This window comes from Pseudomonas sp. SJZ078 (assembly GCF_007828255.1).
In the GTDB taxonomy this organism is placed as follows: Bacteria; Pseudomonadota; Gammaproteobacteria; order Pseudomonadales; family Pseudomonadaceae; genus Aquipseudomonas.
This window is the reverse complement of the sequence record NZ_VIUG01000007.1, coordinates 175,704-188,829: the sequence shown is the minus strand read 5'-3', so window position 1 is coordinate 188,829 and position 13,126 is coordinate 175,704. Positions and strand designations below refer to the sequence as shown.

General features: G+C 61.7%; 11 protein-coding genes. 9 read left to right on the top strand and 2 right to left on the bottom strand.

The genetic code is table 11. From position 1 onward, the window contains the following. Positions 1 to 124: 124 nt before the first annotated feature. Entirely contained in the window at positions 125 to 571 is a 447-nt protein-coding gene (locus FBY02_RS09615; protein WP_047702329.1) for a response regulator, read from the bottom strand. Positions 572 to 823: 252 nt separating this feature from the next. Between FBY02_RS09615 and FBY02_RS09610 the strand changes: the two genes are divergently transcribed. From FBY02_RS09610 to FBY02_RS09570, 9 genes are all read left to right on the top strand, one after another. Next, complete coding sequence (locus FBY02_RS09610; RefSeq protein WP_144926507.1) at positions 824 to 2,764, top strand: putative nucleotidyltransferase substrate binding domain-containing protein; 1,941 nt, start codon at positions 824 to 826, stop codon at positions 2,762 to 2,764. After that, entirely contained in the window at positions 2,761 to 3,468 is a 708-nt protein-coding gene (locus FBY02_RS09605; RefSeq protein ID WP_144926504.1) for a PolC-type DNA polymerase III, read from the top strand. The genes FBY02_RS09610 and FBY02_RS09605 overlap by 4 nt, the downstream gene beginning before the upstream one ends. Before the next feature lie 154 nt (positions 3,469 to 3,622). Continuing rightward, positions 3,623 to 4,141: an RNA polymerase sigma factor gene (locus FBY02_RS09600; protein WP_144926501.1), complete on the top strand. Its 519-nt coding sequence runs from the start codon at positions 3,623 to 3,625 to the stop codon at positions 4,139 to 4,141. After that, positions 4,138 to 5,118, top strand: coding sequence for a FecR domain-containing protein (locus tag FBY02_RS09595; RefSeq protein WP_144926497.1), 981 nt, complete (start codon positions 4,138 to 4,140; stop codon positions 5,116 to 5,118). Before FBY02_RS09600 ends, FBY02_RS09595 begins: the two co-directional genes overlap by 4 nt. A gap of 257 nt (positions 5,119 to 5,375) precedes the next feature. Continuing rightward, positions 5,376 to 7,814 (top strand): TonB-dependent siderophore receptor, encoded by a 2,439-nt coding sequence (locus tag FBY02_RS09590; protein ID WP_144926494.1) that lies wholly within the window; start codon positions 5,376 to 5,378, stop codon positions 7,812 to 7,814. Positions 7,815 to 7,913: 99 nt separating this feature from the next. Next, positions 7,914 to 9,044 (top strand): PepSY domain-containing protein, encoded by a 1,131-nt coding sequence (locus FBY02_RS09585; RefSeq protein ID WP_144926490.1) that lies wholly within the window; start codon positions 7,914 to 7,916, stop codon positions 9,042 to 9,044. Further along, positions 9,041 to 9,220, top strand: a complete 180-nt coding sequence (locus FBY02_RS09580; RefSeq protein ID WP_144926487.1) for a hypothetical protein — start codon at positions 9,041 to 9,043, stop codon at positions 9,218 to 9,220. Before FBY02_RS09585 ends, FBY02_RS09580 begins: the two co-directional genes overlap by 4 nt. Before the next feature lie 197 nt (positions 9,221 to 9,417). After that, a complete protein-coding gene (locus tag FBY02_RS09575; RefSeq protein WP_144926484.1) occupies positions 9,418 to 10,719 on the top strand; it encodes an MFS transporter in 1,302 nt (433 codons plus the stop codon). A 100-nt stretch (positions 10,720 to 10,819) separates the two neighbouring features. Further along, positions 10,820 to 11,449 carry a glutathione S-transferase gene (locus FBY02_RS09570; RefSeq protein WP_144926481.1) on the top strand — a complete coding sequence of 210 codons (630 nt, stop codon included), beginning with the start codon at positions 10,820 to 10,822 and terminating at the stop codon, positions 11,447 to 11,449. Between the two features lie 181 nt (positions 11,450 to 11,630). Here FBY02_RS09570 and creD read toward each other — a convergent pair whose 3' ends face one another. Further along, positions 11,631 to 13,004 (bottom strand): cell envelope integrity protein CreD, encoded by a 1,374-nt coding sequence (gene creD / locus FBY02_RS09560; protein WP_144926475.1) that lies wholly within the window; start codon positions 13,002 to 13,004, stop codon positions 11,631 to 11,633. Positions 13,005 to 13,126: the final 122 nt, after the last annotated feature.

The window sequence follows — 13,126 nt, the reverse complement described above, 5'->3', positions numbered from 1 at the left end:
CGGAACCGATCGTCCCCACGCTCTGCGTGGGGATGCCGCAACGGACGCTCCGCGTTCGGCTTTTCGGAACGCGGAGCGTCCCAGGCTGCATTCCCACGCGGAGCGTGGGAACGATCACCACAGGCTAGAGATCCATCCCCAACTCCCGCTTGACCAACCCCAGCAATTTCTCCGTATCGATGGGTTTGAGCAGAAAGTCCACCACGCTCAGGTGCATCGCCTCGATGGCGTCCTTCACGTCGGCATCGCCAGACACGATGATGATCGGCAGCGCGGCCCGCTCCGACTCGCGGATCAGGCGGATCAGTTCCAGGCCATCGACATTGCCCATACGCAGATCGGTGATCAACAGACCGATCGACGGCCGTGTTTCCAGCATCCTGAGTGCGGTTTCGCCACTGGCGGCGGTCATGCAGTGGATACCGTCCAGCGCCAGGATTTCCGACAGCAGCTCGCGAGCGTCTTTGTCGTCATCGACGATCAAGACTCGCTGCGGCGGCAGATCTGGCTCCAGCATGACGGCACTCAACGCTTCGCGCTCGGCGTCACTCAAAATATCGTGGTCTGACATGATGGTCTCTACATTCCTTGAATCGATCCCCTGGCACAGTGGTCAGACATCGTTCGGCAGCGCTTCAATGTGCACTTCGTCGGATTTTTTTCCAAGAAAATTCAATGAAGATTTTTTCAGGGCTCGTGCCGGACTTTTCTGCAGGTCTGGCCCCGTTGCCGGAACCTAGACTTACGTCCAATGGGCACTCCCTCTTCAGAGGTCGACCATGGGGAACAGATCCGACCACAACAATTCAAAAAAGATTGCGCAATGGTTATGAAAAAAGCGGACGCCTTCATCCAGGCAGGGAAAACCGCGGTGTTGCAGAACATCCAGGGCACGTTGCAGTTCCTCCAGCGCTTCCCCCCGTTCAACCAGATGGAGAATGCTCACCTGGCCTACCTGGTGGAACAATGCCTGCTGCGCTTCTACGCGCCGGGTGAAACCATCATCAAGCCGGCCGATGGTCCGGTGGAGCACTTCTACATCGTCAAGCAGGGCCGGGTGGTAGGAGAGCGTCCGCATTCGGCCAAGGGTGGCACCGAGACCACTTTCGAAATCACCACCGGCGAATGTTTTCCCCTTGCCGCATTGCTGGGGGAGCGGGCCACGCGCACCGAGCACCGGGCTGGCGAAGATACGTTTTGCCTGCAGTTGAACAAGCAGGCCTTCATCAAACTGTTTGCCTTGTCCGGCCCGTTTCGCGATTTCGCCCTGCGCGGGGTCAGCAGCCTGCTCGACCAGGTCAACCAGCAGGTCCAGCAGAAATCCGCGCAAACCCTGGGCACCCAATACTCCCTCAATACGCGGCTGGGTGAACTGGCGATGCGGCATCCGGTGAGTTGCAGCCCTGATACCCCCCTGCGCGAAGCCGTGAAGCTGATGCACGAACAGCAGGTCGGCAGCATCGTGGTAGTGGACAAACACAAGGCGCCGCTGGGGATTTTTACCCTACGCGACCTGCGGCATGTGGTGGCCGACGGCTCCGGGGACTTTTCCCAGGCCATCGCGGCGCACATGACCCAGGCACCGTTTTTTCTCTCGCCGGATCACAGCGCCTTCGACGCGGCGATCGCCATGACGGAGCGCCACATTGCCCATGTCTGCCTGGTCAAGGAACAGCGCCTGTGTGGCGTGGTATCGGAACGGGACCTGTTTTCCCTGCAACGGGTTGACCTGGTGCACCTGGCCCGGACCATTCGCAGCGCCCCACGGGTGGAAAACCTGGTGGCCCTGCGGGGCGAGATCGGCCAACTGGTGGAGCGCATGCTGGCCCACGGCGCGTCGTCGACCCAGATCACCCACATCATCACCTTGCTCAACGACCACACCGTGAGCCGGGTCATCGAACTGACCCTGGCGGAGAAAGGCGATCCGGGAGTGCCGTTCAGTTGGTTGTGCTTCGGCAGTGAAGGCCGGCGCGAGCAAACCCTGCACACCGATCAGGACAACGGCATCCTGTTCGAGGCCCGGGACGCGGCCCACGCGGCGCAGATCCGCGGCCTGCTGCTGCCCATCGCCCAACAGATCAACCAGAGCCTGGCGCTGTGCGGTTTCACACTGTGCAAGGGCAACATCATGGCCGGCAACCCCGAACTGTGCCTGTCCCGCGCCGAATGGTCCCGACGCTTTGCCGCCTTCATTCGCGAAGCGACGCCAGAAAACCTGCTGGGCTCCAGCATCTATTTCGACCTGCGGGTGGTCTGGGGCGATGAGCAAGGTTGCGAACAGTTGCGTCGACAGATTCTCGATCAGGTGGGCGATAACCGTCTGTTCCAGCGCATGATGGCCGAGAACGCCTTGCGTCATCGCCCACCGGTCGGGCGTTTCAGGGATTTCGTGCTGAGCCGCAAAAACGGTGAGAAGGCCACCCTGGATTTGAAAGTGCAGGGCCTGACGCCCTTCGTCGACGGCGCCCGCCTGCTGGCACTGGCCAATGGCATCGAAGCCAACAACACCCTGGAACGCCTGCGGCAGTTGGTCGCCCGGGAAGCGATCGACCCCCTCGATGGCGCGGCCTATGAGGAGGCCTACCACTTCATCCAGCAGACCCGCATGCAGCAACACCAATTGCAGACCCGCGAGAACTTGCCCTACTCCAACCGTGTCGATCCCGACAGCCTCAATCACCTGGATCGGCGGATCCTGCGTGAATCCCTGCGCCAGGCCCAACGCCTGCAAAGCAGCCTGACGCTGAGGTATCAACTGTGAACCTGTTTTCCTGGTTGCGCCCGGCCGCGCCGATGTTGCCGCAAGCGTCGCAGCGGCGCCTGGAAAACCTCTCGCCGCCGTCGCCCTTGGATGAGCGCAGCCTGCGGGAGCAGCGCTGGGTCGTAGTGGATCTGGAAACCACCGGCCTGAATCTGAACAAGGATCAGGTGCTGTCCATCGGCGCGGTGGTGATCGAAGACGGCGCCATCGATTTCAGCCAACAGTTCGAGCGCACCTTGCAATGTGAGAAACAGAAGCTCGGGCCGAGCGTGTTGATCCATGGCCTGGCACCGAGCACAATCGCCGCCGGCAGCGAGCCGGCCGAAGCACTGCTGGCCTTCATGGAGTTCGTCGGCGACAGCCCGCTGCTGGCCTTCCACGCGCCTTTCGACGCCCACATGCTTGGCCGCGCCCTGAAAGACCACCTGGGTTATCGCTTGCAGCACACCTTCCTCGACGTAGCCGACCTGGCGCCGATGCTCTGTCCTCAGGCAGCGCTGCGCAAGGCAGGCCTGGATGACTGGATCACCGCTTTCAAACTGCAAGTGGCCGATCGTCACAACGCCAGCGCCGACGCCCTGGCCACGGCCGAACTGGCGCTGATCCTGTTCAGTCGTGCCCGCCAACAGCAGATCCATAGCCCGCTCGACCTGCAGCAATGTCTGGGTCAGTGGAAGCGCCGGCGGCAGGCGCCTTCGATTTAGGCTCCTCCGCGACGCCCTACCCGGTGGGAGCGAGCCTGCTCGCTCCCACCAAATTGTGCACTGGATCATCCCGACCGGCGCCAATTGCATTCCCGCCCCCGCCTCTGCCACAATCGCGAACAATTCTCGTTACTTAAAACATCGGTGATGCTTCGTGTCGTCAGTCCCTGGCCCCCACAACGATCTGGTTGGTGCGTTGTACCGTGATCATCGCGGTTGGCTGCTGGCATGGTTGCGGCGCAACGTGGCCTGTCCGCAACGGGCCGAGGACTTGAGCCAGGATACCTTCGTGCGCCTGCTGGGCCGTGATGAGCTGACGGCCCCCCGCGAACCCCGGGCATTCCTGGTGGCCATCGCCAAAGGCCTGCTGTTCGACTATTTCCGCCGGGCCGCCCTGGAGCAGGCATACCTTACCGAACTGATGTTGATTCCCGAGGGCGAACAGCCGTCGTTGGAAGAACAGCAATTGATCCTCGAAGACCTCAGGCAGATCGATCGCCTGCTCGGCAAGCTGTCGAGCAAGGCTCGCGCCGCGTTCCTGTACAACCGGCTCGACGGCCTCGGCCACGCCGAGATCGCCAAGCGCCTGGGGGTTTCGGTGCCGCGGGTACGCCAGTATCTGGCCCAGGGCATCCGACAGTGCTACATCGCACTCTACGGGGAGCCGACATGAACCCGCCCTATTCCAAGCCGGTCTCGGTCAGCGTATTGGATGCCGCCATTGCCTGGCAGTTATCACTGGATTCAGGCAGCGACAGCGCCCAGGAGCGGGAAGCGTTCGCCCGCTGGCATGCCGCCGACGAAGAACATGCCCGGGCCTGGCGGCAATTGGGCATGCTCGATCAGCGCTTCGGCGTTGCCAACGGACCGGCGCGAGCCGCGCTATTGCAGTCGCGGGTGAGTATCCGTCGCCGGATCCGCAAGGTCGGCAGCAGCCTGGCCAGTATTGTCGCGGTCATTGGTCTGGCCTTGTTTGCCGGTGAACGTTACCTGCCGCTGGGCTACTGGCTGGCCGACCAACGCACCGCCACCGGCGAACAGCGCATTCTGCGCCTGGCCGACGGCACGCTGATCAACCTCAATACCCACAGCGCCCTCGACGTGCGTTTCGACGACAGGCAACGGCGCATCGTTCTTCAGGAAGGCGAGATCCTGGTGGAGACCGGCCACAACGACCCGCGTCCGTTTATCGTCGAGACCCGCGAAGGCAGCCTGCGCGCCCTGGGCACTCGGTTCCTGGTCAAGCGCGAGGACCACGGCACGCACCTGAGTGTATTGAAATCCGCCGTGGCCGCCCATCCACAGGCCACGGAGCAAGAACAGATCCTGCATGAAGGCCAACAGGTGCTGATGCACCGCGATGGCCTAGGCCCTGCCCTGGCCCTGAGTCCCGGCGCCGATGCCTGGACCCGGGGCATGCTGGTGGTAGACAACGCTCGCCTTGAAGATCTGGTGCAGGAGCTGGGGCGTTACCGTCGTGGTTATCTGGGTGTCGAGCCGAAAGTGGCGGATTTGCGCATTACAGGCAGCTTCCCGCTGCATGACACCGACCTGGCCCTGAGCGCACTGCTGCCGACCTTGCCGGTGCAGATCGAGCATCACACAAGGTGGTGGGTGGTAGTGGGGCCGAGGGGTGAGGCCAAGCCTTGAGATATGAGGTGTCTGACAGATGGCTATCGCGAGCAGGCTCGCTCCCACAGGGGGTTGGCGCCGGGCACAACATTGCGGACAACGCGGTCACTGTGGGCGAGCCCTACTCGCGATGAGGCCATCTGCCTCACTATAAAACTCGGATAAATCACCCTGCCCTCGATCTAAATCTAAATTATTTTCATCCAGCCCTATCACTTTTCAATTTTCATCCGGCATCCAGGCAATTGAGAAATATTTCCATTCAGGAGCCGCGTATGTCCCGCCCGCTAGACACCTTGTTGCGCCCCAGCCTGTTGGCCGTTGCGATCGTCCTTGCCGTCCCGTTGACCAGCGGCCCCCTGCTGGCGGCTGAGCAGGCATCCGGCGTGCGTGCCTACAACCTGCCCGCTGCGTCACTGGCCAGCACCCTGAACCAGATCGCCAGCCAGGCTGGTCTCGCCCTGAGCCTGGACCCGGCGTTGGCCGCAGGCAAAACCTCGGCTCCGGTCCAGGGCCAGTTCGATGCCGCGGGCGCATTGCGCGAAGCCTTGCGCGGCACCGGTTTGCAACTGCTGCAAAGCAGCACCGGCACCTACAGCCTGGTGGCTGTGCCCGAAGGTGTCATGGCCCTGCCGGAAACCAGCGTGATCGGCGCCGGCCTGAGCGAAAGCGCCTGGGGCCCGAGCGAGAGCTATGCGGCCACCCGCACCGCCGCAGGCACCAAGACCGATACGCCGATCGTCGAGTTGCCGCGCTCGGTCTCGGTGGTAACGCGCCAGCAAATGGAAGATCGCTCGGTGCTCAACCTCAATGACGCCCTGCGCTACACAGCCGGCGTGCAGAGCAGCGGTTACGGCTCGGATTCGCGTAATGACTGGCTGCTGGTGCGCGGCTTCGTACCGACCCAATTCCTCGATGGCCTGCCACTGCCCAAGGGCAACTACATCACACCGAAAATCGAGCCTTGGAACCTGGAGCGCATCGCCGTGTTACGTGGCCCGGCATCGTCGGTCTACGGCCAGACGCCACCCGGCGGCATGCTCGACATGGTCAGCCGTCGCCCACAAGCCGAGAGCAGCCACGAAGTCGAGTTGCAGGCCGGCAGCTATGAACACAAGCAGATCAACTTCGACAGCACCGGCAAGGTCGACGATGAAGGCCAGTTTCTCTATCGGCTCAGCGGCACCGTGCGCGACAGCAATGCCCAGGTCGATCACATCCCGGACAAGCGCTACAACATCGCGCCGAGCCTGACCTGGAACATCGACGACGACACTCGCCTGACCTTCCTGTCCCAGTACACCCGTGACGACACCGGGATCACCGGGCAATTCCTGCCCTTGCAAGGCACCAAGCTGTCCTCGCCGGCCGGCAAGATTTCCCACCACAAGAACCTGGGCGATCCGGACTGGGAGTTCTACGACCGCACCTACTACGCGCTGGGTTATGCGTTCGAGCACCGTTTCAACGACACCTGGCAGTTCCGCCAGAACCTGCGCTACACCAAGAACGACCTGGAGACCCAGGGTATCTCCGCTGGCGGGCAATTCTGGCCGGCGGGTCCTGAGGAAGCGGTGAGCGCCGATGGCACCATCAAGCGCAGTGCCAGTGTCATTGACGAAGACATCAGCCAGTTCGCCGTGGACAACAACTTCCAGGCCGACTTCCAGACCAGCGCCCTCAGCCACACCCTGCTGCTGGGCCTGGATCACCAACGCTCCAATAGCAATTCGCGTTGGGATTGGGGTTCGACCGGCGTGCCGACCAGCAACATCCACAACCCGATCTACGGACAGGATTTCTCCAACGTCCAGTACTTCACCATGTACGACTACAACCAGAAGACCAACCAGACTGGTCTGTACGTCCAGGACCAGATCGCCCTGGACAACTGGCGCCTGACCCTCGGTGGACGTGAAGACTGGATTCACACCGGCACCGTGTTCCACAACCAGAACGATGCGACCAACACCCAGCGCGACAAGAAATTCAGCGGCAACGCAGCATTGAGCTATGTCTTCGACAACGGCGTCACGCCCTACATTTCCTTCGCCCAGTCTTTCCAGGCGGCGGCGGGCTCAACCGTCAACAGCACCGACGCGTTCAAGCCGACCGAAGGCGAACAGTACGAAGCCGGCATCAAGTACCAGCCGCCCGGCACCAAGACCTTGCTCACGGCAGCGGTGTTCGACCTGACACAAAAGAACAACGCCGTCAGTGAAAACAACATCACCCGCCAAGTGGGCGAAGTGCAGGTGCGTGGCCTGGAGCTGGAAGCCTCGGGCGAGGTGACCGACAACCTCAAACTCATCGGCTCCTACACCTACAACGACAGCGAAATCACCAAGGGCACCGCAGCTGAAAAAGGCAAGCGCATGGCCCAGGTACCGCGCAACCAGGCCACCGCGTGGGCCGACTACACCTGGCACAACGGCTCGCTCGACGGCTTCGGTGTCGGCGCCGGTGTGCGCTATGTCGGTGACACCTACGGCAACACCACCAATACCGATTGGGGCCATGTCGGCTCCTACACCGTCTACGACGCCTCGGCCCATTACGATCTGGGTCGCGTGAGCCCTTCCCTCAAAGGCGTATCGGTGGCGGTGGACGCGAAGAACATCTTCAACAAGGACTACCTCTCCACCTGCGACGGCTTCTATTGCTACTACGGTGACCAGCGCAACGTCGTCGCGAGCGTGAATTACAAATGGTAATCAGTTAGCCTTTGGGGGGCGCTTGTGGCGAGAGGATTTATCCCCTCGCCACAATGAACTTGGACCTAGTTGCATGAACCTTCCGCATTCGGATCCTCCATGAAAAGCAAAACCATCCGCCGCTGGTCCTTCATCCACACCTGGAGCAGTCTGATCTGCACGATGTTCCTGCTGATGTTGGCAATTACCGGGCTGCCACTGATTTTCCATCACGAAATCGAGCACTTGTTGGGCGATGCCCCCGAATTCCGGGAAATGCCCGCCGACACTCCACAGCTGGACCTTCAGCAACTGGTGGAGAAAGCCAAGGCCCATCGGCCAGGTGAAGTGGTGCAGTATTTTGGCTGGGACGAAGACGACCCCAACGGCGTCATCACCATCATGGCACCGACGCCGGACACCGAACCCAACGCCTCCCACACCTTCATGCTCGATGCGCGCACTGGCGAGGTCCTGGAAATGCCGTCGGCCAATGGCGGCTTCATGATGGTCATGCTGCGCCTGCATGTGGACATGTTCGCCGGCCTGCCAGGCAAGTTGTTTCTGGCGTTCATGGGCCTGCTGTTCGTGATTGCCCTTATCTCCGGCGTGGTCCTGTACCTGCCGTTCATGCGGCGCTTGAAGTTCGCCACCGTACGCCAGGACAAGTCGACCCGCCTGCGCTGGCTCGACCTGCACAACCTGATTGGCGTGGTCACGCTGGTCTGGGCGCTGACAGTAGGCGTGACCGGTGTGATTGCCGCGTGCGCCGAGCTGATCATTGCCGCCTGGCGCAACGACAGCCTCAGCACCATGATCGAACCCTACCGCAACGCCCCGCCGCTGACTCAGTTGGCGCCGGCCACGCGCCTGCTCGACATCGCCAGAGAAGCTGCTCCAGACATGGAGCCGAGCTTTATCGCGTTCCCCGGCACGCTGTTTTCCAGCCAGCACCACTATGGCGTGTTCATGAAAGGCAACACCCACCTGACCTCCCATCTGCTGACACCGGTATTGATCGACGCCAGCACCCTGGATGTCACCGCCGTGGCCGAGCGGCCCTGGTACATGGACGTCATGAGCCTGTCGCTGCCGCTGCATTTCGGCGACTACGGCGGCAGGCCGATGCAGGTCTTCTGGGCGACCCTGGACGTGTTGACCATCATCGTCCTTGGCAGTGGTGTTTATCTCTGGATAGCGCGGCGTCGAGCGACCCGGCGCACGGCTGTCGACAGGGAGGCGCTTTCGTGAAGCCCCGACAGTCAAGTTTCTGGAAAGTGTTCGGCATGCCCACAGCAATCGGCGCTCTTTGCGCAGCCGGGCTGTTCAGCGCATTGCTCGGCGATGGCCCCTGGGATGCCGTGAGCTGGCTGGGGCTGGGCATCCCTTCTGTTGTGGCGGTGTGGGGACTGGTCCCGCGCCGCTGAGTTGGCAGAACGCTGCAATCGAAAGCCCCCCTTCACCGCCAAGTCATACGACGACACCCCTGCCCTTGGGCGCCCTGAAAGCGCCCAGCCTCTGACATATTTGTTGACAAATTATTCCTTGCACTCCTATAAAGGCCAGTGTTGTACGACAACCTACAACAGCGACACCAACTCCAAAAATAATTGATGGTGAAGTGATGAAAATCAAAGGCATCCGCTGGTGGATGGTCGGCCTGGTCACGGCCGGCCTGATGGTCAACTACCTGGCCCGTAATACCCTCTCGGTAGCGGCTCCGACCCTGATGAGCGAGATGAGTATCTCCACCGAGCAGTACTCCCACATCGTCGTCGCCTGGCAAGTCTGCTATGCGCTGATGCAGCCGGTGGCCGGCTACATCATCGATGCGATCGGCACCAAGATGGGCTTCGCCATTTTCGCCTTTGCCTGGTCCATCGCCTGCGCCGCAGCAGCAATGGCCTCGGGCTGGCAAGGCCTGGCATTTTTCCGCGGCCTGCTTGGCCTGACGGAAGCGGCCGGGCTGCCCGCCGCTGTCAAGGCCTCGACCGAATGGTTCCCCGCCAAGGAGCGCTCGGTCGCCATCGGCTGGTTCAACATCGGCTCGTCGATCGGTGCCGTCCTGGCTCCGCCGCTGGTGGTCTGGGCAATTCTGAACAGTGGCTGGGAACTGGCGTTTCTGATCGTCGGCGGCCTGGGCATCGCCTGGACGTTTCTCTGGCTGGTTCTCTATAAGCACCCGCGCGACCAGAAGCGCCTGAGCGACACCGAACGCGATTACATCATCAGCGGCCAGGAAGCCCACTTCCAGGAGCAGAACCCGAAGAAAGGCAGCTGGAAAAAGATCATCGCCAGCCGCAACTTCTACGCCATCGCCAGCGCCCGGATCCTCTCCGAGCCGGCCTGGCAGACCTTCAACGCCTGGATCCCGCTGTACCTGATGACCGAGCGACACATGAACATCAAGGAAATCGCGATGTTCGCCTGGCTGCCGTTCCTGGCCGCCGACCTGGGTTGCGTGCTAGGCGGTTACCTGAGTCCGCTCTTCCACAAATACTGCAAGGTGTCGTTGTTCACCTCCCGCAAGATGGTCTTGCTGTTCGGCGCGTCCTGCATGCTTGGCCCGGCCTGCATCGGCCTGGTGGACAGTCCGTACACCGCAATTGCCCTGCTGTGCATTGGCGGCTTTGCCCACCAGACCTTGTCGGGGGCGTTGTATGCCATCACATCCGACTCGTTCGGCAAGAATGAAGTCGCCACCGCCACCGGTATGGGCGGTATGTTCGGTTACCTGGGCGCTGCGGCCTTCACGCTGTTGTTTGGCGTGATGGTGACCCAAATCGGCTACAGCCCGCTGTTCGTGATGCTGGCGATTTTTGACGTGATTGCCGCGTTCATCGTCTGGACCGTCGCCCGGGAACTCAAGCAACAACCGGCAACGCCAGCACCGCTGGAGCCGCATACCCTCCAACCAGCCACCTGATCCAAGACACAGACCGGGTCACTGCGACCCGGTCCCCCTGCCTTGCGCCTGGACGATCGCGTTATGCTGCGCGATATCCTCCCCTGATCGAGACGTTGCCATGTCCGTTCCCAGCATGACGCTGTTCCACAACCCCGCCTCTCCCTTCGTTCGCAAGGTCCTGGTGCTGCTGCACGAAACCGGCCAGCAGGACCGCGTCGCGTTGCAGCTCAGCCAGCTCACGCCCGTCAAGCCGGACCAGAAGCTGATCGATGACAACCCGCTGAGCAAAATCCCGGCCCTGCGCCTGGCCAACGGCAGCGTGATCCACGACAGCCGCGTCATCCTCGATTACCTCGACCACCAGCATGTCGGCAACCCGCTGATCCCCCGTGACGGCGCGACCCGCTGGCGGCGTCTGACCCTGGCCTCCCTGGCCGACGGGATCATGGATGCGGCGGTGATGATCCGCTATGAAACCGCCCTGCGTCCGACGGAAAAGCACTGGGACGAATGGCTCGATGCCCAACGGGACAAGATTCGCCGTGCCCTGGACATGCTCGAAGCCGAGGCGATTGCCGAACTGGCCAGCCATTTTGACGTGGCGTCCATCAGCGTCGCCTGCGCCTTGGGTTACCTGGACCTGCGCCATCCCGACCTGGAATGGCGCAAGGCCCGTCCGCAGCTGGCGGCATGGTTTGCCGAGGTGAACTTGCGGCCTTCGATGCTGGAGACGGTACCCAGGGTTTAGGTTTGTATCGATTGTGCCGGCCTCTTCGCGGGCAAGCCCGCGCCCACAGGATCTGAGCCGGGCCTGTGGGAGCGGGCTTGCTCGCGAAGAGGCCGACACAAGTCCAAAGGAAACAGCCCGGCAATCAATGCCACCAGCCTCGCCCGCTCCCGCCGATCCTCCCGCAACCCCAGCGACCGGCTCATTTCACCTCCCCCAGATCGAAAGTCATGACAGGCGCAGGCTTCGATCCGACCCCGTACCAGTCCAGTTTGCGGGTCAGCACCATGAACACACCCAACAGGCCGAACAGTAACAGCGAGCCCATCAACAGTGCGTAGTCTTCGGCGCTCAACAGGCCGTAGAGCAAGGCATACAGCGCCGCCAACCCCGCCGAGAAACCCAGGCCATGGTTCACACTGCGCAGTACATGGCAGACGTAGAACCCGATCAGCAGTACACAGGCGCTGGCCGACAACAGGTACGCCGGAGCAAAGCCGATGTGCTCCGACAGTGACAGCAGCAACAGGTAGAAGAAGGCCAGCGCCACACCCACCAGAGCGTATTGGACCGGGTGCACCGCCAGACTCTTGAGCACTTCGAACAGGAAGAAGCCGGCGAACGTCAGGGCGATGAACAGCAATGCATATTTGATCGCCCGGTCGCTCTTGAGGTATTGGTCCACCGGGTCGATGAAGCTCACGCCGAAGGCACGGCTGCGAAACGTTTCACAGCTCTCGCCCGACACGCAGTTCTGCAGCGCCTCTTCAAGGTTGGTAGAGAAGAACGAGGTCTGCCAGTCGGCGCTGAAGCCTTTCTCGTTGATGTCGCGACTGACAGGCAAGTAGTTGCCGATGAAGCTCGGGTGCGGCCAATCGGCGGTCAGGTGGACCTTGCTGGTCTTGCCCACCGGCAGAATCTGCAACTCACCGGTGCCTTGCAGGCTCAGATCGAAACCGAAGGTCAGTTCGGCACTGTTCTGGGCGTTGACCATCGGCAGTGGCACATGCACCCCCTGCCCCAGCCAGCCGACCCGCGAGCCGGGCAAGAAATCCACCGACTGCTGGTTGAGTTTCAGGGTCAGTGCATTCTCGATACCACGGATGTCGCTGATGCCCACGCTCAGGTAGGGTTCGTCGAAGCGGTAATCGGCCAGATCCTTGGCGGCCAGGCCATAGCGCTCAGGCACCTTGAAGCGGCCATCGATCCGGTTCTCGGCGTGGAACAACCGCGCCTCGTAGATCCCTCGGGCACGGGTCTCGGTCCGGACCTGGCCGTCGAGTTCGAACTGCTCCGGCAGGAAATACAATTCACCGCTCTGCTCGACGGTTTCCAGGAAACGCACACCAGTCTTCTCGTTGGTGTTCCAGACCCGCACATCCTTGCGAAACGGCACCACGATCATCGGCCCGATAAGTTGCTGGCTGTGGCTGGAGCTGCTGGCGATCTCCTGCAATACACCGTCGCGCAGGGATTGGCGTTCGTCGATGAGGCCGTTGATCATCAACAGCGGAATCATCAACAAGAGAATCAATAGGGCGATCATGCCCAGTTTTATGGCGAGGCTGCGGTTCATGTGGGGCTCTCCCTGTTCGAATGGGAAGAGTCTGGCGGCGCTGTGTGGGCTGTTTATGTGGGCAATGTGGAGATTGTGTGGAGACTGGAGAACCTGCGGGCTTGCTCGCGAAGGCAGTGGGT

Excerpts from the sequence above, each read along its gene's own strand:
- FBY02_RS09570 (WP_144926481.1), top strand. The coding sequence starts at position 10,820 with ATGTCCGTTCCCAGCATGACGCTGTTCCACAACCCCGCCTCTCCCTTC.
- FBY02_RS09585 (WP_144926490.1), top strand. The coding sequence starts at position 7,914 with ATGAAAAGCAAAACCATCCGCCGCTGGTCCTTCATCCACACCTGGAGC.
- FBY02_RS09575 (WP_144926484.1), top strand. The coding sequence starts at position 9,418 with ATGAAAATCAAAGGCATCCGCTGGTGGATGGTCGGCCTGGTCACGGCC.
- FBY02_RS09590 (WP_144926494.1), top strand. The coding sequence starts at position 5,376 with ATGTCCCGCCCGCTAGACACCTTGTTGCGCCCCAGCCTGTTGGCCGTT.
- FBY02_RS09615 (WP_047702329.1), bottom strand. The coding sequence starts at position 571 with ATGTCAGACCACGATATTTTGAGTGACGCCGAGCGCGAAGCGTTGAGT.
- FBY02_RS09595 (WP_144926497.1), top strand. The coding sequence starts at position 4,138 with ATGAACCCGCCCTATTCCAAGCCGGTCTCGGTCAGCGTATTGGATGCC.
- creD (WP_144926475.1), bottom strand. The coding sequence starts at position 13,004 with ATGAACCGCAGCCTCGCCATAAAACTGGGCATGATCGCCCTATTGATT.
- FBY02_RS09610 (WP_144926507.1), top strand. The coding sequence starts at position 824 with ATGGTTATGAAAAAAGCGGACGCCTTCATCCAGGCAGGGAAAACCGCG.